The sequence below is a fragment of the Streptomyces sp. C1-1 genome, assembly GCF_050214755.1.
Taxonomy (GTDB): domain Bacteria; phylum Actinomycetota; class Actinomycetes; order Streptomycetales; family Streptomycetaceae; genus Streptomyces.
In genome coordinates this window covers 9083137-9100871 of record NZ_CP189826.1, presented here as the reverse complement: position 1 = coordinate 9100871, position 17735 = coordinate 9083137, and the positions used below count along the sequence as shown (strand labels likewise).

Below are 17735 nucleotides of genomic sequence, written 5' to 3'. Positions count from 1 at the left end.
AGGCCGCGCGTCGCCGGGCGGGCACCCGGCACACACGCTGGAACGCCGTTCCAGCATCCCCAGACTGGAACGGCGTTCCAGGCATTGTCAAGGTGGAACGACATTCCAGATGGCTAGACTGATGGCATGGCAACCAGGACGCGCCGTCCGGAACGACGGCAGGAACCGCTCTCCAGGGAGCGCATCGTCGGCGCCGCCGTGGAACTGCTCGACGCGGTGGGCGAGGGCGGCCTGACGTTCCGTGCGCTGGCCGAACGCCTGGCCACCGGCCCCGGGGCGATCTACTGGCACGTCACGGGCAAGGCGGAACTTCTGGCCGCCGCCGCCGACGCCGTGGTCGCCGACGCCCTCGCCGACGACGGCACCGAAGACACGCCGCAGGAGGTGATCCGGGCCCTCGCACTCGGTCTGTTCGACGCGATCGACGCCCATCCGTGGGTCGGCACGCAGCTCACCCGCGCGCCCGGGCAGCCGCCGATGGTGTCGGTCTTCGAGCGCCTCGGACGGCAGGTCCAGGCGCTTCGGGTGCCCGAGGCCGCCCGGTTCACGGCGGTGTCGGCGCTGCTGAACTACATCCTCGGCGTCGCCGGCCAGAACGCCGCCAACGCCCGTTCCCAGCCGCCCGGCACGGACCGCACCGACTTCCTGGACGCCGTCGCGCAGGCATGGACGGAATTGGACCCCGAGCGCTACGCCTTCACCCGAAGCACCGCCGACCGGCTGCGCGACCACGACGACCGCACCGAGTTCCTGGCCGGCATCGACCTGATCCTCACCGGAATCACAGCGAAGCTCCCCCCGGCCGTGGACTGAGGCCTAACTCTTCGGAGTTGCCGGTGGGACCACCGCGACGGTGCACGGGGCGTGGTGCAGGAGGGCTCGGCCCAGTGAGCCCGTCAGGGTGTCCGTGAGGCCCGTGTGGGTGGGCACGCCCACGACGGCGAGTTGGGCGCCCGCACTCGCTCCGACGACGACCGGACGGCTGCGCCCCCGGATCCGACGATGGCGCACGACGACATCGGGGTACCTACGCCGCAACTCTGTCAGCACTCCGTCGGGACCGTCTCCGCCCGTGTGCAACACGACCAGTTCCGCGGCCCGTTGGGCGGCCTCGGCGAAGGCGAACTCGGCCGCGGCGCGGGCCGCGGGCGAGGCGTCGTCGGACGCCAGGACGACGGGTCCGCTGCGGCCGGTCCTGCCGCGCACGACCAGCACCGGGCAGCGTCCCCGCGCGGTCAGCAGGCCGGCGACCGAGCCGAACGGCAGCCCGCCGAACCGGCCTTGACGGCGACCGCCGACCACAGTCAGCGAGGCCGCGCGCGACTGCGACTGAAGCACCGTCCCGGGCTCGCCTACGAGCACCTCACTCGTGATCGGCAGCTCAGGCGCGACGCGCCGCGCGTGCCGTTCGGCCTCGGCGAGTGCTCCCCCGGCCGACGCGCGCAGCCCGGCGCCGTCCGGGTCCCAGGGCGGCACACCGGGCGCCACAGGGTCGGACGGCCACGCGACGGCGTGCGCCAACCGCAGGCCCACACCTCGCCGTTCGGCCTCCCAGGCGGCGGTCTCCACCGCGGCCAGGCTCGACGGCGACGCGCCCACCCCCACCACAACCGGTCCGTTCATGACGCCTCTCTCCTCTCCGGCCTCCCCGCACCTCGGCCCGTCCCGGCCACGAGAGCCGAGTGCCGCGAGCGGCGGCACGGCGCGGCGGACCCGGACCGGTTGTCCCGGCTCCGCGGTCACGTCCGTTCGTGCCGCATCCAGCGTCCGCTCCCGGCCCGCCCCCGGCACTGGGCCGTACGGCTCCGACCGGCGCACCGACCGACCCGTTCGGCGCCCGCGGGGGAGCCACTCGGCCCAAGTCCCGCGCGGGTCGCCCCGGGAGACTGGGACACCGGGGAACATCCGGCGAGGAGGGCTGTCATGGCGGAACGCGCGGTCGGCAACAGTGTCGTGGTGGGGGTCGACGGGTCGGAGGCATCGGTGGCGGCACTGCGCTGGGCCGCCCGGCAGGCTCGGGCCCTGGACGCGACCGTCGTCGCCGTGCACGCCTGGCAACGGCCCGGGCTCGCCCCCTACGCTCCCGCCTCGGCACGGCCGACGGCGGCCGAACAGCGCGACGGGGCGGCGCGGTTGCTCACCGCCACGATCCGCGAGGTCTTCGGTCCGCAGGACGACGGTGCCGTGCGCGCCGTCGTGGCCGAGGGGGCACCGGACCGCGTCCTGATCCAACAGGCGCACGGCGCCGTCCTGCTGGCGCTCGGGCGCACCCCGCGCCGGGGACACGAGGAGCACGCGACGGGAGGGGTGGTGCGGGCCTGCCTGGAGCAGGCGACGGTCCCCGTCGTCACGGTGCCGGGGAACCGGCGGTCCGTCCCCGCGCTCACGCCCGTCGTGACGCCCGCTCGCGCCGTCGACCCGGCCTCGCGGTACGGCAGTTCGGCACCGCGGGTCCCGCCGCACGGCGCTCGCTGGACGTGCACCGTCGCGGGCTGACCGCGCCGCCGGAGCACGGCGGCAGGGGGTCCATCGGCCGGGGAAGGGGACGGTCGGGTCATGCGCGGGCGCCGGCGACCGTTCCAGGCTGGGAGCAGGAGATACACGGGAGGGATTGGTCATGGCATCGGTCACCTTCGAGAAGGCCACCCGCCGCTTCGCGGGCATGGAGCGCCCGGCGGTCAGCGAACTCGATCTGGACATCAGGGACGGCGAGTTCATGGTGCTGGTCGGCCCGTCCGGCTGCGGCAAGTCCACCAGCCTGCGCATGCTCGCCGGGCTCGAGGACGTCGACTCCGGAACGATCCGCATCGGCGAGCGGGACGTGACCCATCTGCCGCCCAAGGACCGCGACATCGCGATGGTGTTCCAGAACTACGCGCTGTACCCGCACATGACGACGGCCGACAACATGGGCTTCGCCCTGAAGATCGCGCGCATGCCCAAACCCCGGATACGGGAACGGGTTCGGGAGGCCGCCACCATCCTCGACCTGCAGGAGTACCTCGACCGCAAGCCGAAGTCGCTCTCCGGCGGCCAGCGGCAGCGCGTCGCCATGGGGCGGGCCATCGTGCGCGAGCCGCGGGTGTTCCTGATGGACGAGCCGCTGTCCAACCTGGACGCCAAGCTGCGCGTGCAGACCCGCACCCAGATCGCGGTGCTGCAGCGCCGTCTGGGCACCACCACGGTGTACGTCACCCACGACCAGGTCGAGGCCATGACCATGGGCGACCGGCTGGCCGTCCTCAAGGACGGGGTGCTGCAGCAGGTCGGCACGCCCAAGGAGGTCTTCGAGCGGCCGGCCAACACCTTCGTCGGCGGCTTCATCGGCTCGCCCGCGATGAACCTGTTCCGGCTGCCGCTGACGCCGGACGGTGTCCGGCTGGACGGGCTGACCGTGCCGCTGCCCCGCGACATCCTGCGCTCCGCGTCCGCCGAGGACGCCACCGAGATCGCGCTCGGCGTCCGGCCCGAGCAGTTCCGGATCCTCTCGGAGGAGGACGAGAAGACCCCGGCGCTGGACCTGGTGGTCGACGCGGTCGAGGACACCGGTTCCGTCGCCTACCTGCACGCGACCGCGCGGGTGGGCGGGGCCGGCGCGCCGGTCGTCGTCCGGCTGCCCGGGCGTGCCACGCAGGGCAAGGGGTCACGGGTCCGGGTCGTGGTGCGGGCGGACGCCGTGCACTGCTTCTCGGCCGCCACGGGACTGCGGCTCGACGAGGGCGCGGGCACGGTCCGGACGGAGCCGGCCACCGGTCCCGAGGACGCCGTCGCGCAGGACGCCGCTCCGCGGGACGCCGTCACGCAGGACGCGCAGGACGCCGGGGCGGCCTCGGCATGACGTCCCGGCCGGCGGGCCGTTCGGCCCTGTCCCGGTCCTCGTCAGGGGCGCAGGCTGGGAGATGAGCGGAGGAACCGGTTCGTCCGGGCGCCTGCTCCTCACCCCTCCGCCCGGGAGTGATCACGATGCAAGCCAAGCAGTGGACGGTACAGATCTTCATCAGTGAGGACGGCGACGAGACCCACGCGCGGGCCGTGCTCACCACCCGGGACACCGAGACGGTCACCGGCCGGGGCGTGGCCCGCAAGAACCCGGTCGACCGCTCGATCCCCGAGATCGGCGACGAACTGGCCGCCAGCCGTGCGCTGGAGGACCTCGCGATCCGCCTGCACGACGTCGCCTCCGACGACATCGTCGAGCTGGCCGGGCCCGCGAAACGGTGACGGCCCGCCTCCGGCGGCCGCCGGCCGGGGACACCCCCGCCGACGGCCGCCGTTCGCGCGCGACCGTCACTGGAAGGCCGCGTGCACCTCGTCCTCGGTCGCCTCGTGCGACACGACGAGGATCTCGTCCCCGGCCCGCAGGACCAGCGCGGGTGCCGGCACGACGGGGCCGCCGTCCCTGATGACCGCGGCGAGGACGGTGCTCGCCGGCAGCGTGATGTCCGCCAGCGTGCGGCCGACGGCGCGCGAGCGGGCCGTGATGGTGGTCTCGATGACGTTCACGCCGGACTTGCTCAGCCGCAGCAGGGCGACGGTGTCGGTGGCTCCGGCGGCCTCCTCGATGAGCGAGATGAGAGGCATGGCGGCGGGTACGGCGGCGTCGACGCCCCAGTTCCGGTCGAACAGCCAGGCGTTCTCGGTGTCGTTGACCCGGGCCACCACCCTCTCGACGCCGAACTGGCGCTTGGCGAGGAGGCTGATGACGAGGTTGTCCTCGTCCTCCCCGGTGGTCGCGACGACGAGGTCGGCCGAGTGCGCGCCGGCGCGTTCGAGGACCGAGGGTTCGCAGGCGTCCCCGACCTCCAGCCGCGCCGGCAGCCGGTCGTGGATGGCTGCGACGCGGTCGTCGTCGCGGTCGACGACGGTGACCTGGTTGCCAGCGGCCGCCATCACCTGGGCGACCTGCCTGCCGAGCCGGCCGGCGCCGGCGACGATGACCTTCATGTGCCGAGCTCCTTGTCGAGGAAGCCGCGCAACCGGGTCAGGGCCTCGGCGGACACGGCGAAGGTGATCAGATCGTCCGGTTCGGCGGGGGTGCTGCGCGTCGGCAGGAACGAGCGCCCGCCGCGGGTGACCTCGACGAGCCGAATCTCGCCGTCGACCTCCAGCTCCCCCAGCCGCCGGCCGGTGAGGTGGGCGGGCAGTTGGGAGCGCAGCAGCAGCGTTTCACCGTTGCCGAAGCCGAGTTCGGGGGTGAGGTGGCGGTGCAGCAGCATCTCGTGAAGCCGGTTCACCGTCCAGCGGACGCTGGCGATGGTGGGGATACCGAGATCTCGGTAGATGTCGGCGCGCCTCGGGTCGTAGATGCGGGCCAGGACTATCGGCACGCGGTAGGTCTCCTTGGCGGTCCTGGCGCTGACGATGTTGGTGTTGTCCCCGGAGGTGACCGCGACGAACGCGTCGGCGTGCTCGATGCCGGCCGCCTCCAGCAGGGTGCGGCTGAAGCCGTTGCCGTGCAGGACCTGACCGGGGAAGCCGGCCGGCAGCAGGGTGCGGGTCTTCGGCTCGCGGTCGATGATCCGCACGTCGTGGCCCTCGTTGACCAGCCGGGTGGCGAGGGCGGAGCCGACCCGGCCGCAGCCCACGATGACGACCCTCATGGCTGTTTCCTCTCTGGCTGGTGCGGTGGTGTGCGGCGCAGCCACGCCTTGCGGGTTTCCTCGGCGGCCAGCAGCAGCACCCCGAAGCCGGTGAGCACCGCCCAGTCGGTGGCCGAGATCGGCGCGGTGTTGAAGACGGCCTGCAGGGGCGGCGCGTAGCTGATGGCGGCCATCAGGGCGATTCCGAAGCAGCCGGCGGCCAGCAGCCGCGGGTTGGAGAACAGGCCGACGCGGAAGACGCTCTCGCGGTCGGTGCGCACGGCCAGGGCGTTGAAGAACTGGCTGACGACGATGGCCGCCTGCGTCAGGGTGATGGCCTTGCGGTAGGCGGGGGTGTCCGTGGTGAAGTCGGCGTAGGGGATGCCGGAGGAGTGCACCTGCCAGAAGAAGACCGTGCACACGCCGATGGACTGCACGAAGCCGAGGAAGAGGAAGCGGCGCACGAGCGCGGCGGAGAACAGCCGTTCGCGCCGGCCGCGGGGCGGGCGCTCCATGGTGTCGGGCTCGGGTGGCTCGGCGCCGAGCGCCAGGGCGGGCAGTACGTCGGAGCCCAGGTCGATCGCCAGGATCTGCACGGCGCTCAGCGGGACCAGCGGGAATCCGACGAAGGTGGCGGCCAGGATCGGGGTGAGCTCGGCGATGTTGTGGCTGAAGAGGTAGGTCAGGAACTTGCCGATGTTGCGGTAGACGGAGCGGCCGAGTTCGACGGCCGCGGTGATGGAGGCGAAGGAGTCGTCGAGCAGCACCATGACGGAGGCCTCGCGGGCGACGTCGGTGCCGCCGGCGCCCATGGAGACACCGATGTCGGCGTGTTTGAGCGCGGGGGCGTCGTTGGCGCCGTCGCCGGTGACCGCGACGACCTCGCCCCGCTTCTGGAAGGCGGCCACGACCCGCATCTTGTGCTCGGGGCTGACCCGGCACAGCAGCAGCTCTCCCGGCGCCGCGATCACCGAGTCGAGTTCGCCCGCGTCCATCTCGCCGAGCCGGGCTCCGGTCACCACGGTGGGGGCGGGTCCGGTGACGATGCCGACCCTGCGCGCGACGGCCTCCGCGGTGAGCGGGTGGTCGCCGGTGACCATGACGATGCGGATGCCGGCCTTGCGGCAGGCCTCCACGGCGGCGGAGACCTCGGGCCGGGGCGGGTCGAACATGCCGACGAGGCCCAGCAGGGTCAGCCCGGACTCGGCCTCCGCGCTGTCGCCGGGTGCCGAGGTCACGGGACGCAGGGCCGCGGCCAGGACGCGCAGTCCCTGGGCGGCCATGGTGTCGTTGGCCTCGGTGACACCGGCGCGCAACTCGTCGGTGAGGGGCAGGGAGACGCCGTCCTGGAGGAGGTGCGTGCAGCGGGCGAGGAGTTCCTGGGGGGCGCCCTTCGCGCACACGACGTCGCCCTCGGGCGTGCGGTGGACGGTGCTCATCAGCTTGCGGACGGGGTCGAAGGGGAACTCCGCGATGCGCGGCGCGGCGGCCCGCTCGGTGGCCGGGTCGAGTCCGGCCTTGGCCGCGGCGACGAGGATCGCGCCCTCCGTGGTGTCGCCGAGGACCCGCCAGTCGGCCTGCTCGTCCGGTGCCAGCAGCCGGGCGTCGGAGCACAGCACGCCGACGCGCAACAGGTCCCGTACGGATTCCGGATCGGTGACGGCGCCGACGGGGGCGTAGCCGACGCCGGACACCTCGTGCCATGCCCCGCCGCTCCACAGCCGGGTGACGGTCATCTCGGCCTGGGTCAGGGTGCCTGTCTTGTCGGTGCAGATCACCGTGGTGGAGCCCAGTGCCTCCACCGCCAGCAGCTTCTTGACCAGCGCCTGGCGGCGGGCCATGCGGCGGACGCCGATGGCCAGGGACACCGACAGGGTGGCGGGCAGTCCCTCGGGGACCAGGGCGACCATCACGCCGAGAGCGAAGACGAACGTGGACACCAGCGGCTGTCCGCTCTGCAGGCGGACGGCGAGGACGAGCAGGCCGATGGCCACGGCCAGGACGGCCACCCGGCGGGCCATGGAGGCCACCTGCTGCTGCAGGGGCGTCTGCTGCTGCGGTGCCTCCTGGGTGAGCCGGTAGATCCGGCCGAACTCGGTGTCGGCGCCGATGGCGAACACGACCGCCTTGCCCGATCCGGAGACCGCCGTGGTGCCCATGAACACGCAGTTGCGGGAGTCGAGGACGGTGGCGGCCGTCGTGGGCTCCTCCACCCGGCCGACGGCCACGCTCTCCCCGGTCAGGGAGGCGTTGTTGACCATCAGGCCGTGGCCCTCGACGACACGGCAGTCCGCCGGTACGGCGTCCCCGGCCTCCAGGACCACGAGGTCGCCGGGGACCAGCGCGGACGTCGGCAGTTCCAGGCGCTCGCCGTCGCGCAGCACCCGGCAGGTGTGCGGCACCATCGCCTGCAGCGACTGGGCGGTGCGCTCCGCCGAGTACTCCTGTACGAAGCCGATGACCGCGTTGAGCACCACCACGCCGAGGATCGCGAAGGCCAGTTGCAGGTTGCCCACGTCGCGGGGGTCCTGCAGGGCGTAGGCGACGAAGGTCAGGGCCGAGGCGACGATCAGCAGGATCGCGAACAGATCGGTGAACTGGGCGAAGAAGCGTCGCCACAGTCCCCTGCGGCGAGGTTGCGGCAGTTCGTTGGGTCCGTGGAAATGCCGGCGCCGCTCGGCCTCCGCGGCGGCCAGGCCCCGCCGCGAGGTGCCGAGCTCGGCGAGCACCTCGTCGGCCCGCTGCCGGGGCAGTGGGGGCCCGGATGCGCGGGGTGCGGGCACCGTGCCGCTTTCCGGACCGGGTGCGAGCCGCTGAGCGACGCTGTCCTTGTCCACAGGAAGCCCTCCGGACTCCGAGACGACCTCTCCAGCTTCGACGTGCCGACCACCCGGCTGCCATGGGTCATGTGACCCCCGGGAGGGGCCGAGCGGATCCGGGCGCGGGCGACGCCCGCTCGTCCGGTCGTGGGAGGCCCGGAGGCGGCCGTGCCCCGCGCCCTGCGGCCTGTCACGCCGGGTCGGGCGCGGCCCGGGGCCCCGCGTCCTGTCACACCCGGTGGCCCGGGACGTGGGCAGCCCCGAGGCCTGATCCGTGCCCCGCGGCCCGTCACCCCCGGTCGTCCGGGGCGCGGGCGGCCCAGCGGCGGCGGACCGCGTCCTCGTGTTCGCTCTGTTCCAGGGCGGTGTCCGCGCGGGCCAGTGCGTCCTCCAGGCGGGGGATCCAGTGGCGTTGCAGGGCTCGGACGCGTTGGCGGGTACGCAGGACCTCCGCGCCGACCTCGCGTGCCGCGGCGCGGGCGACCGCGTGGTCGGCGGCGGCCCGTACCGCCTCGGCGTAGGCGGACTCGGCGTGGACGAGCGCGGTGTTCGCGGGCGCCGGAGTGTCCGGTTCCCGTTGCGGCAGCACGCAGGTGGCCTTCTCCGGGTGACGTACGCCCATCGTGGAGGTCCGGACGATGTGGATCTCGGCGGGGTGTACGGGCGCCGGCGCCTCCAGCGCCTCGTCGCCGCCCAGCAGCAGCCCGCGCCGCAACCAGGTCTCGGCCTCCCGCAGGCGCTCGTGCCAGGCGTCGCGCGCGGTCTCCTCGGCGGCGAGCAGTGTCTCGTGCCGGGCGCGCAGGATGCGCAGCTTCTGGTCGAGCAGGTCGGCGCCGCGCCGGGCGACGTCCAGGCTGTGGCGCAGTCTCATCCGGCCGGCCCGGCCGGGCGGGGTCCGCAGGTCCTTCACGCGGCTCACCCGCCTTCCGGCGCGGCGTGGGCGTCGAGGAACTCGGCGGGCAGCATGGACAGTTGGCTGCGCGGCAGGGTGAGCAGCACCTGCCAGGCGCGCTCCAGCGTCCGTTCCAGCGTGCGCCGTTCGTCGCGGCGCTGGTCGACGAAGTTGTGCGCGAACGCCTCGTCGAAGACCAGGTAGCGGCGGTCGGTGGGGCTGAGCGCCGCCTGCCCGACCAGGTCGGCCAGCTCCCTGACCTGGCGGGCCCGGGCCAGCGCGGCGAGCAGCTGGGCGGCGACGTCGAGGTGGTCGTCCCGGGTGCGGCCGGGGCCGGCGCCCTTGCGCATGAGCCGGGACAGCGAGGACAGGGCGTCGACCGGCGGGTAGACGCCCTTGGCGTGCATCTCGCGGGAGAGCACGACCTGTCCTTCGGTGATGTACCCGGTCAGGTCCGGGACGGGGTGCGTGATGTCGCCGGCCGGCATGGTGAGCAGGGGCAGCACGGTCACCGAACCCGGCAGCCCGCGGATGCGTCCGCAGCGCTCGTAGAGGGACGCCAGGTCGCTGTAGAGGTAGCCGGGGTAGGCGCGACGGGCCGGGATCTCGCCGCGGGCCGCGGAGACCTCGCGCAGCGCCTCGGCGTAGCTGGTCATGTCGGTCATCACCACCAGCACGTGCCGGCCGCCGGTGAACGCCAGGTGCTCGGCGACGGTCAGCGCGATGCGCGGGGTGAGGATACGTTCGATCACCGGATCCGCGGCGGTGTTGAGCAGCAGTACCAGTTCGCCCGCCGCGGAGCGCTCCTCCAGCGCGTCGCGCACGAACCCGGCGTCCGCGTGGGTGACGCCCATGGCGGCGAACACCACGCTGAACGGCTCTCCCCCGGCCGTCGACTGGGCCGCGATCTGCGCGGCCAGCTCCAGGTGCGGCAGGCCCGCCGCGGAGAACACCGGCAGCTTCTGACCGCGTACCAGGGTCGTCAGGGCGTCCACCGCGCTGACCCCGGTGAGCACCGGTTCGGCCGGGGGCTCGCGGCGCACGGGGTTGACGGGGTTGCCGCCGACCGCCGAGGTGGTGGAGCCGAAGACGGGTGGCCCTCCGTCGAGGGGTTCGCCCCGGCCGTTGCAGACCCGGCCGAGCCAGCCGGGGCCCACCGGGATCCGCAGCGGCGTGCCGGTGAAGGCGGCCCGGATGCGCTCCGGGTCGATCTCGGCCGTGTCCTCCAGCACCTGCACGACGGCGGTGCCGCGGTCGACGTCGAGGACGAGTCCGTGCCGTTGCTCGCCGGAGTCGAGCGTGAACAGCACGAACTCGTCCCAGCCGACGCCCTCGACCTTGTCGACGACCACGAGCGGGCCGCGCAGTTCACGGATGGAGGTGTACTCGACGAGGCCCCAGTCCCGCGTGTCCCGCGTGTCCGTCATGTCAGTTCCCCCAGTCGGTCGAGCATGCTCCGGCCGAGTGCCCGCACGGTGTCCGCGTCGTGCGGGCCCGCTGCCTCGCGGGCGCGCAGTACGGGCGTGAAGTCGGCCTCCTCGATGTGTGCCGCGGGCACGCCGGCGTCGGCCAGTTCGCGACAGCGGTCGACGACGCCGAGGACCGCCTCGGCCAGCGCGGCCGTCTTCTCCGCTCCGCTGTAGGCGTCCCGCTGCGACAGGGCGCTCTGCTGGAGGACCCCTTCGCGTACGAGCCGGCCGCCGAGGACGCTGACGCGCTCCTGCGCGGGCAGCGCGGTGATGCCGACGAGGTCGACGAGGTCGGCGAGCCGGTCGGCCTCGGCGAGCAGACCGGCGACCCGGGCGCGCCGGGCCGGCCAGTCCGGGTCGTCGGTCGCGGCGCGGCGGGCGCCGAGCGCCTCGGCGTCGCGGGAGAAGGACTCCGCCCAGGAGACGGCCGGGTAGTGGCGGGCGTAGGCGAGTTCGCGGTCCAGGGTCCACAGGCAGCGCACGAAGCGCTGGGTGTGCGCGGTGACCGGTTCGGCCATGTCGCCGCCGGGCGGGGACACCGCGCCGATGACCGTCACCGAGCCGCCGCGGCCGCCGAGGGTGGTGACCGCGCCGGCCCGTTCGTAGAACGCGGCGATCGCCGAGGCGAGGCCGGCCGGGTAGCCCTCCTCGGCGGGCAGGGCGCCGGTGCGGGAGGCGAACTCGCGCAGCGCCTCTGCCCAGCGGGAGGTGGAGTCGGCGATGACGACCACGTCCAGGCCCATGTCCCGGAAGTACTCGGCGACCGTCACGCCCGTGTGGATGCTGGCCTCCCGGGCCATCATCGGCATGTTGGACGTGTTGGCGACGATCACGGTCCGGTCGGCGAGCCGGCCGCCGGTGCGCGGGTCGGTGAGCGCGCCGAACTCGTCGATGACGTCGGCCATCTCGTTGCCGCGTTCGCCGCAGCCGACGTAGACGATGACGTCGGCGTCGCACCACTTGGCGATCTGCTGCAGCAGCACGGTCTTGCCGGTGCCGAAGCCGCCGGGGACGGCGACGGTGCCGCCGAGGGCCACCGGGAAGAGCAGGTCGATGGCGCGCTGCCCGGTGCCCAGGGCGCGGGGGGAGTCGAGGCGTTCGCGGACGGGGCGGGGGGTGCGGACCGGCCAGGGGGTGGTCATGCGTACGGGGGTGCCGGCGACGGACGCGACGACGGCGTCGGCGGGGTGGTGGCCGGCGCCCGCGACGTGGTCCACGGCGCCGGACCGGCCAGGCGGCACCAGCACCCTGAGCGGCACGGGTCCCGGGCCGTGGATCTCCCCGAGTACGTCGCCCTGCGCGACGAGGTCGCCCACCGAGGCCCGTGGCACGAACTCCCACTGGCGTGCCGGCCCGCTCCCGCGGCCGGCGGCGCCGGGTTCCAGCCAGGCACCGGCCGTGGCCAGGGGGCGCAGCAGGCCGTCGAAGACCCCGCCCAGCAGGCCGGGGCCGAGCGGCGCGGACAGGGGCCGGCCGAGCGGGCGGGCCCGCGCGCCGGGGGCCAGGCCGCCCGTGTACTCGTACGCCTGGACGGTGACGACCCCGTCCCGGATGGCGACGACCTCTCCGGGCAGTTCCGCCTCGCCCAGGGCGACCAGGTCGTTCATCGCGGTGCCGGTGACGTACTCGGCCTCCACGAGCGGGCCGGCGACGCGCAGGACGCGGCCGTCCGCCGACGACACGTCCGTCATGGTGCCCACAGCTCCTCCGCCTCCCCGTCGATGCGCTCCAGCGCCCGCAGGGCGAGCGCGGTCAGGCCGCAGTCGAGCCTGCGGTGGGCCGTCCGTCCGGTCACTCCCCCGCCCCGGGCCTCGGTGACCTCGGCTTCCACGCCCAGCACGGCGCGTACGTGCGCGGTCAGGCGGGCGCGAAGAGCCGGGTAGGAGTCCGCGTGGCGCAAGTCCTCGACGCCGGCCACCACCCGTGCGCGCAGTTCCTCCCAGCACTCCCGGCGGGCGGCGAGCTCGCGGGCGCGGGCGGTCCGGCGGGCCCGGGCTCGGGCGGCGTCGCGGGCCGCCGCCGCATCGGCCTCACCCATCCTGCGGGCCTCGTCCAGAATCGCGGCGGCCCGCCCGTCGGCCTCGGCCAGCACGGCCCGGACCTCGGCATCGGCCGCGGCCAACAGAGCATCAGCCTCACCCCGCGCGGCAAGCAGCAACCGCGCACGCACCGGCTCCAGCGCGACGTCGGCCGAGGCCGCAGGCGGATTCCTCATACCGGCACCACCACCACGAACACCACCTGACCACCGAGCGCATCAGCCTCACCCCGCGCGGCAAGCAGCAACCGCGCACGCACCGGTGCCAGCGCGACGTCGGCCGAGGCCGCAGGCGGATTCCTCATACCGGCACCACCACCACGAACACCACCTGACCACCGAGCGCATCAGCGTCACCCCGCGCGGCACGCGGCAACCGCGCACGCACCGGCTCCAGTGCCGGAGGCAGGGTCCTCATGGCGGCATCACCGCCACGAGCGGCTCCTGGCCTTCGACGGCCTCGGCGTCGAGGGCGTCGGCGGCGGTCGGTGTGAGGAGGACCAGGTCCACGTCCGGCGGCAGGTTCCGCCAGGCTGCGCGTGCGGCGTCCGGGCTCTCGGCAGGGCTCAGCAGGACGCCCACGGACGCGAGTCCGAGGATGCGCAGGGGTTCTCCGATCGCCGCGATGTGCCCCATGGTCAGGTCTTCCCGAGCAGGATGACGGCGACGACCAGGCCGTAGATGGCGATGCCCTCGGCGAGGCCGACGATGACCATGGCCCGGCCGAAGAGTTCGGGGCGTTCGCTCATCGCCGCCAGGGCGGCGGCGCCGGTGTAGGCGACGGCGATCGCCGCGCCGATCGAGGCGCCGGCGACCGCGATGGCGGCGCCGATGAACGCCGCGGAACCGGAGCCGGAGCTCTGCCCGGCGGCGGTGGCCGTCTGGGCCTGCGCCGCGCCGCCGCTCAGCGCGACGACCAGCAGCGCCAGCGCCCCGGCGAACAGGGCCGCGTCCACCGCGAGGATGGCCCGCAGCGCCCCGCGGCCGCGGTGCCGCAGGAGTCGGCGGGTGACGGCGAAGGCTCCGACGAGGACGGGAAGCGCGATCAGCCAGGCGATCATGTTGTCACCTCCGTTTCGTGTCGTACGGGTGCGTGGGTGGGCTCCGTGGGCACGTGCCAGGGGTCGAACGGCCGGCCCTCGGCGTCGAAGACCCGGGAGAAGAGTTCGTAGAACTCCAGGCGCAGTGCCTGGATCCCGGCGACCAGTGCCTCCAGGGCGAAGGCGAGCGCGTTGCCCAGGAGGAAGACGAGGAGCGCGGCGGCCAGGGCCAGGGGGCCGCGGCCGGCCAGGCCCGTGGTGGCCTGCCAGACGATGCCGCCGAGCGCGGCGTGGGTCAGTCCGAAGGCCGCGAGCCGCGCGAAGGAGATGGTGTTCGAGCCGATGCGGACCACCACGTCGAAGAGCTGGACGCCCGTCTGCAGGGCGCCGGAGGCGCCGCCGCCCGACTCCGCGGTCAGCCCGGCGCCGACCAGCACCAGTCCGGTGACGGCGAGCACCGCTCCGGTCCAGGTGAGGGCCGGGGTGTGCAGCAGCACTCCCCCGGCGGCGAGCGCGAGGCCGAGGAACACCGCCGCCCCGGCGATGCCGGAGGCCGCGTACAGGGCTCGGCCCGGCCCGCTCTCCCGCCAGCGGTTGACGATGCCCTCCGCGTAGGCCAGGGCGAGCAGGAACGCGCCGAACGCGACGGCGCTCGCCAGGAGCCGCAGGGGCTCGTCCAGCGGGTTCAGCCACAGCACCGGCAGCACGCCGGTCGGGCCGAAGAACTCGCCGTAGGCGAACCCGGCCAGGCTGCTCGTGAGCCCCGCTCCGGCGACGAAGGGCCACAGCGGTCGCAGTGCGGCGAGCCGGCGCGGGCGGCCGCGCCGCAGCAGCAGGGCGCCGAGGAGGAGCAGGGCGCCGTGGCCGGCGTCGCCGAACATCATCCCGAACATGACGACGTAGGCGATTCCGGCGGGGAGCGTGGGGTCGATGTCGGCGTAGGGGACGGTGCCGTAGGTGCGCACCAGGGGGCCGAAGGAACGCCGGACGGGCGTCGTGGTGGTCAGCAGGGTGGGCGGGTCGATGCCGCGCGGCGCCCGCAGGGGTACGAGGGCGCCGCCGGCGTCGGCCAGGTCGGCGCCGAGCCTGGGCACGGCCGGCACGGGGCACCAGCCGGCCAGCGCGGCCGCCGGTCCGCGCCGTACCGCGGCCGCCCGGTGCGCCTCGAGCTGTGCCTCGCCGGCCAGCAGGTCGGCGCGGCCCTCTGCCTGCAGTTCCCGAAGGTCGGGAGGGGAGACGGACAGCAGGGGCGGGGCTGCTTCGGCGCGCAGCGCCTGCAGGGCCCGGGCGGCCGGTCCGGTGCCGTGGGGCGCGTCGTCGGGGTGGTCCAGTTCCACGCAGCCGGCGTCGGCGACCCGCACCAGGACGTCCCGAAGAGCGCCGCGGGGGGCGACGACGGCCACCCGCTGCATACGGACCGGTGCCGCGCGGATCGGGGACTCACTCCAGGAGGTCATCGAAAGCCTCCCGGGCCCGGCCCTCGTGCGCGGCGGCCAGCAGGGCGGCGCGCAGCCGCCAGGCGTCGGCGGACAGGACGGCGATGGCGCCCACGACGGGGGTCACGCCGAGGTCCGCCCGGTGCAGCATCTCCAGGCCGTCCCGTTCCACGACGGACCACCAGCGGGCCTCGGCCCGCCAGAGGTCGGCGGGCCGCCCGGCGTCCTTCAGTGCCCAGCGCGCCGCCGAGGGCAGGCGGGCGCGGAAGTCGTCGTAGGAGACGGCCCGTACGGCGGACCGGCCGAGAATCCGTTCGGCGTGTCCGGCGGCCCGTCCGGTCGGCGGGCGGTCCAGGAGGTAGGACTCGCGCGCCAGCAGCAGCGCGGTGTCCCCCGCCGCCCACCGGGCCGCCTGCGGCAGGTCGGCCACGACCCCGGCGGCGGCGGACAGCCGCATCCCGGTCAGCACCGACGCCGCGGACTCGCCGCCGGGATCCCCCCACACCGACGCGGTCAGTACGGCCCGTACCTCGCGCGCGTCGGCCGTCCGGGCCAGCCGCGGCCAGGCGGTGGCGAGAGCGCCCAGGCGGTACGGCGCCGGGCGTGGCTCCCCGGCCAGGGCGCGCAGATGGTCGCGGGTGTTGGCGATCTCGAAGCCGGCGGCGAGCCGGCGCAGGGCGGCGACACCCGCCCGGGGCTGCCATCCGGCGAGCACGCGCAGCTGCCACAGGAGGGCGGCCGAGACCGCGCGGCCCGCCGCGGCGGGCTCGGGCTCCGTCTCGCGGACCTTGCGGTAGCGGGTGCCGGCCAGGGCGCGCAGGGCCTCGGTGAGGGTGGCCGAAGCGGCCAGCTCGCGAGCGGCGTCCGGGCCGAGGCGTCCGACGACCATGGACCTGGCCCGTGTCACCCCCGCGACCCAGCCGGCGCCCATCACGGCCTCCTACTCCGGTCCGCCCCGCCCGGCGGGCAGGCCCAGGTCGGCGGCGACCCGGGCCACGACCCGGGCCGCGAGGTCGGGGGTTCGGGCGCGCGCCCGTGCCCGCAGCGCCTCGGTCTCTCGGCGCGACTCGGCGTCCGCCCGCTCGGCCTCGGCGGCGGCCTCCCGCCGTATCCGGGCCGCGGTCTCGTTCCTGACGTCCTGGGCGCGCGCCCGCGCCGCCCGCACCGTCTCCTCGGCCTGCCGCCGCGCGGCACGGCGACGCTCGTCGGCCTCGTGGACCGCTTCGGTGCGGATGCGGTCGGCGGCCGCCGCCGTGTCGTCCAGCCGGGTCAGCTCGGGCTGCAGTTCGGCCATGAGTTCGCCCGACCGGTCGGCGGGGACACCGCCCGGCGCGGCCGGACCGGGCGAGCCGGCCGGCCGGAGTCGTATGCGGAACTCGCGGAACCCGGGCATGAGAACCTCCGGACCCGGCGCGGGAGCCCACCGTGGCCCACTCTCACGCTACGAAGGCGGCCGAAGGTCCTCTAGGGCTGTTTCGCCCCGGGGAAGGGACCGGTCGGCCCTGTCAGCGGCCACCGCGTCGGCGAGACGGTAAGAGCAGGAGGGGTGTGGTCTCCACGCACGCTGGGAGGTAGCCATGAGCGACCGAGAGGCACGAGAACACGCCGCCGCGTCGGTGGAAGCCCGGCATGCCGTACCGACCTTCGAGCCGTCGCCGGTGGAGGACGTCCGTCAGGACATGATGGTGCGCTATCTGCAGGCGATGGCGTCCCATTCGGCGGCCGCGCTGGAGACACCGGTCGCCGCCGGCACGCACGCCGCCGAGACCCGTCACGTCCACCACAAGGCACACACGACCGCGGAACTGCGGGTGCGTGACGTCATGCGGCGGTCGGTGGCGGGCGTCTCCCGTGACGCCCCGTTCCTCGACGTCGCCCGGATGCTGGCGCGTCGGCAGACGGGCGCGGTGCCCGTGGTGGACGAGGCCCAGCGGGTGATCGGCGTGATCGCGGAGTCCGACCTGCTCGCCCGGGCGGCGTCCATCACCGCGGGCGACCACCCCGGCGCGTTCGCCCGGATGCTGCGCCGGCACCCGCGTGACGCGGGCGCGGGGGTGACGGCGGGCATGCTGATGTCGGCGCCCGCGCTCACCGTCCACTCGTGGACCCTCGTGATCGACGCGGCGCGCATCGCCTCGCGTTCCCGGATCAGGCAGGTGTTCGTCACCGATCACAAGGGGCACCTGGTGGGCGTCGTCAGCCGCAGCGAGCTGCTGCACGCCCTGGTGCGGGACGACGCGGCCATCCGCGCCGAGGTCCTCCACCGCGTCGTGGTGGGCGAGTTGGGCATCGACCCGGCACAGGTGGACGCCGAGGTCCACGACGGGACGGTGACGCTCAGCGGCTCGCTGGACGCCGGACGGATCCCCAAGCTGGTCGCCGAGGTGGAACAGATCGCGGACGTCGTCGCCGTGGTGGACCACCTCGTCCCAGGCTGAGCACGCGCCGGTCGGCGCCCTGCC

Annotated in this window: 18 protein-coding genes and 1 pseudogene; 5 read left to right on the top strand and 14 right to left on the bottom strand. The window is 74.6% G+C overall.

Features of this window, described 5'->3' with window-relative positions:
- The first annotated feature begins 126 nt into the window (after positions 1 to 126).
- Positions 127 to 813, top strand: a complete 687-nt coding sequence (locus tag ACQF4J_RS41400; RefSeq protein WP_351804195.1) for a TetR/AcrR family transcriptional regulator — start codon at positions 127 to 129, stop codon at positions 811 to 813.
- Positions 814 to 816: 3 nt separating this feature from the next.
- On the opposite strand, the gene ACQF4J_RS41395 is transcribed toward ACQF4J_RS41400, so the two are convergent.
- A complete protein-coding gene (locus ACQF4J_RS41395; protein ID WP_427168105.1) occupies positions 817 to 1623 on the bottom strand; it encodes a universal stress protein in 807 nt (268 codons plus the stop codon).
- A gap of 300 nt (positions 1624 to 1923) precedes the next feature.
- On the opposite strand from ACQF4J_RS41395, the gene ACQF4J_RS41390 reads away from it, so the two are divergent.
- From ACQF4J_RS41390 to ACQF4J_RS41380, 3 genes and pseudogenes are all read left to right on the top strand, one after another.
- Complete coding sequence (locus tag ACQF4J_RS41390; protein WP_351804191.1) at positions 1924 to 2496, top strand: universal stress protein; 573 nt, start codon at positions 1924 to 1926, stop codon at positions 2494 to 2496.
- Positions 2497 to 2617: 121 nt separating this feature from the next.
- A pseudogene (locus ACQF4J_RS41385) lies at positions 2618 to 3718 on the top strand (ABC transporter ATP-binding protein); the annotation flags it as partial.
- 245 nt (positions 3719 to 3963) lie between these two features.
- A complete protein-coding gene (locus ACQF4J_RS41380; protein ID WP_351567000.1) occupies positions 3964 to 4221 on the top strand; it encodes a DUF1876 domain-containing protein in 258 nt (85 codons plus the stop codon).
- A gap of 66 nt (positions 4222 to 4287) precedes the next feature.
- On the opposite strand, the gene ACQF4J_RS41375 is transcribed toward ACQF4J_RS41380, so the two are convergent.
- The 13 genes from ACQF4J_RS41375 to ACQF4J_RS41315 form a co-directional block, all read right to left on the bottom strand.
- A complete protein-coding gene (locus tag ACQF4J_RS41375; RefSeq protein WP_427168104.1) occupies positions 4288 to 4944 on the bottom strand; it encodes a potassium channel family protein in 657 nt (218 codons plus the stop codon).
- A complete protein-coding gene (locus ACQF4J_RS41370) occupies positions 4941 to 5600 on the bottom strand; it encodes a potassium channel family protein (protein ID WP_351567009.1) in 660 nt (219 codons plus the stop codon). Before ACQF4J_RS41370 ends, ACQF4J_RS41375 begins: the two co-directional genes overlap by 4 nt.
- The gene (locus tag ACQF4J_RS41365; protein WP_427168103.1) at positions 5597 to 8416 is read right to left on the bottom strand and encodes a cation-translocating P-type ATPase; all 2820 of its coding nucleotides are present in this window, start codon (positions 8414 to 8416) and stop codon (positions 5597 to 5599) included. Before ACQF4J_RS41365 ends, ACQF4J_RS41370 begins: the two co-directional genes overlap by 4 nt.
- Before the next feature lie 271 nt (positions 8417 to 8687).
- Entirely contained in the window at positions 8688 to 9317 is a 630-nt protein-coding gene (locus ACQF4J_RS41360; protein WP_351804185.1) for a V-type ATP synthase subunit D, read from the bottom strand.
- Positions 9314 to 10717 (bottom strand): V-type ATP synthase subunit B, encoded by a 1404-nt coding sequence (locus tag ACQF4J_RS41355; RefSeq protein WP_427168102.1) that lies wholly within the window; start codon positions 10715 to 10717, stop codon positions 9314 to 9316. The genes ACQF4J_RS41360 and ACQF4J_RS41355 overlap by 4 nt, the downstream gene beginning before the upstream one ends.
- Complete coding sequence (locus tag ACQF4J_RS41350; protein ID WP_427168101.1) at positions 10714 to 12450, bottom strand: V-type ATP synthase subunit A; 1737 nt, start codon at positions 12448 to 12450, stop codon at positions 10714 to 10716. Before ACQF4J_RS41350 ends, ACQF4J_RS41355 begins: the two co-directional genes overlap by 4 nt.
- Positions 12447 to 12974, bottom strand: a complete 528-nt coding sequence (locus ACQF4J_RS41345) for a hypothetical protein (protein WP_427168099.1) — start codon at positions 12972 to 12974, stop codon at positions 12447 to 12449. The genes ACQF4J_RS41350 and ACQF4J_RS41345 overlap by 4 nt, the downstream gene beginning before the upstream one ends.
- Complete coding sequence (locus ACQF4J_RS41340) at positions 12971 to 13102, bottom strand: hypothetical protein (protein WP_427168098.1); 132 nt, start codon at positions 13100 to 13102, stop codon at positions 12971 to 12973. Before ACQF4J_RS41340 ends, ACQF4J_RS41345 begins: the two co-directional genes overlap by 4 nt.
- A gap of 109 nt (positions 13103 to 13211) precedes the next feature.
- On the bottom strand, positions 13212 to 13433 hold the full coding sequence (locus ACQF4J_RS41335) for a hypothetical protein (RefSeq protein WP_427168097.1): 222 nt from the start codon (positions 13431 to 13433) through the stop codon (positions 13212 to 13214).
- Between the two features lie 2 nt (positions 13434 to 13435).
- The gene (locus tag ACQF4J_RS41330) at positions 13436 to 13858 is read right to left on the bottom strand and encodes an ATP synthase subunit C (protein ID WP_351567027.1); all 423 of its coding nucleotides are present in this window, start codon (positions 13856 to 13858) and stop codon (positions 13436 to 13438) included.
- A complete protein-coding gene (locus tag ACQF4J_RS41325) occupies positions 13855 to 15294 on the bottom strand; it encodes a V-type ATPase 116kDa subunit family protein (protein ID WP_427168095.1) in 1440 nt (479 codons plus the stop codon). The genes ACQF4J_RS41330 and ACQF4J_RS41325 overlap by 4 nt, the downstream gene beginning before the upstream one ends.
- A complete protein-coding gene (locus tag ACQF4J_RS41320; RefSeq protein ID WP_427168093.1) occupies positions 15278 to 16204 on the bottom strand; it encodes a hypothetical protein in 927 nt (308 codons plus the stop codon). Before ACQF4J_RS41320 ends, ACQF4J_RS41325 begins: the two co-directional genes overlap by 17 nt.
- Before the next feature lie 9 nt (positions 16205 to 16213).
- Positions 16214 to 16666 (bottom strand): hypothetical protein, encoded by a 453-nt coding sequence (locus ACQF4J_RS41315; RefSeq protein ID WP_351804175.1) that lies wholly within the window; start codon positions 16664 to 16666, stop codon positions 16214 to 16216.
- 184 nt (positions 16667 to 16850) lie between these two features.
- On the opposite strand from ACQF4J_RS41315, the gene ACQF4J_RS41310 reads away from it, so the two are divergent.
- The gene (locus ACQF4J_RS41310; RefSeq protein WP_351567036.1) at positions 16851 to 17711 is read left to right on the top strand and encodes a CBS domain-containing protein; all 861 of its coding nucleotides are present in this window, start codon (positions 16851 to 16853) and stop codon (positions 17709 to 17711) included.
- The last annotated feature ends 24 nt before the right edge of the window (positions 17712 to 17735 follow it).

Bases quoted from the DNA above. Each gene is read 5' to 3' on its own strand.
- ACQF4J_RS41395 (WP_427168105.1), bottom strand. From the start codon at position 1,623: ATGAACGGACCGGTTGTGGTGGGGGTGGGCGCGTCGCCGTCGAGCCTG.
- ACQF4J_RS41380 (WP_351567000.1), top strand. From the start codon at position 3,964: ATGCAAGCCAAGCAGTGGACGGTACAGATCTTCATCAGTGAGGACGGC.
- ACQF4J_RS41310 (WP_351567036.1), top strand. From the start codon at position 16,851: ATGAGCGACCGAGAGGCACGAGAACACGCCGCCGCGTCGGTGGAAGCC.
- ACQF4J_RS41390 (WP_351804191.1), top strand. From the start codon at position 1,924: ATGGCGGAACGCGCGGTCGGCAACAGTGTCGTGGTGGGGGTCGACGGG.
- ACQF4J_RS41350 (WP_427168101.1), bottom strand. From the start codon at position 12,450: ATGACGGACGTGTCGTCGGCGGACGGCCGCGTCCTGCGCGTCGCCGGC.
- ACQF4J_RS41325 (WP_427168095.1), bottom strand. From the start codon at position 15,294: ATGACCTCCTGGAGTGAGTCCCCGATCCGCGCGGCACCGGTCCGTATG.
- ACQF4J_RS41320 (WP_427168093.1), bottom strand. From the start codon at position 16,204: ATGGGCGCCGGCTGGGTCGCGGGGGTGACACGGGCCAGGTCCATGGTC.
- ACQF4J_RS41345 (WP_427168099.1), bottom strand. From the start codon at position 12,974: ATGAGGAATCCGCCTGCGGCCTCGGCCGACGTCGCGCTGGAGCCGGTG.
- ACQF4J_RS41335 (WP_427168097.1), bottom strand. From the start codon at position 13,433: ATGGGGCACATCGCGGCGATCGGAGAACCCCTGCGCATCCTCGGACTC.
- ACQF4J_RS41330 (WP_351567027.1), bottom strand. From the start codon at position 13,858: ATGATCGCCTGGCTGATCGCGCTTCCCGTCCTCGTCGGAGCCTTCGCC.
- ACQF4J_RS41375 (WP_427168104.1), bottom strand. From the start codon at position 4,944: ATGAAGGTCATCGTCGCCGGCGCCGGCCGGCTCGGCAGGCAGGTCGCC.
- ACQF4J_RS41400 (WP_351804195.1), top strand. From the start codon at position 127: ATGGCAACCAGGACGCGCCGTCCGGAACGACGGCAGGAACCGCTCTCC.
- ACQF4J_RS41315 (WP_351804175.1), bottom strand. From the start codon at position 16,666: ATGCCCGGGTTCCGCGAGTTCCGCATACGACTCCGGCCGGCCGGCTCG.
- ACQF4J_RS41355 (WP_427168102.1), bottom strand. From the start codon at position 10,717: ATGACGGACACGCGGGACACGCGGGACTGGGGCCTCGTCGAGTACACC.
- ACQF4J_RS41340 (WP_427168098.1), bottom strand. From the start codon at position 13,102: ATGAGGAATCCGCCTGCGGCCTCGGCCGACGTCGCGCTGGCACCGGTG.
- ACQF4J_RS41370 (WP_351567009.1), bottom strand. From the start codon at position 5,600: ATGAGGGTCGTCATCGTGGGCTGCGGCCGGGTCGGCTCCGCCCTCGCC.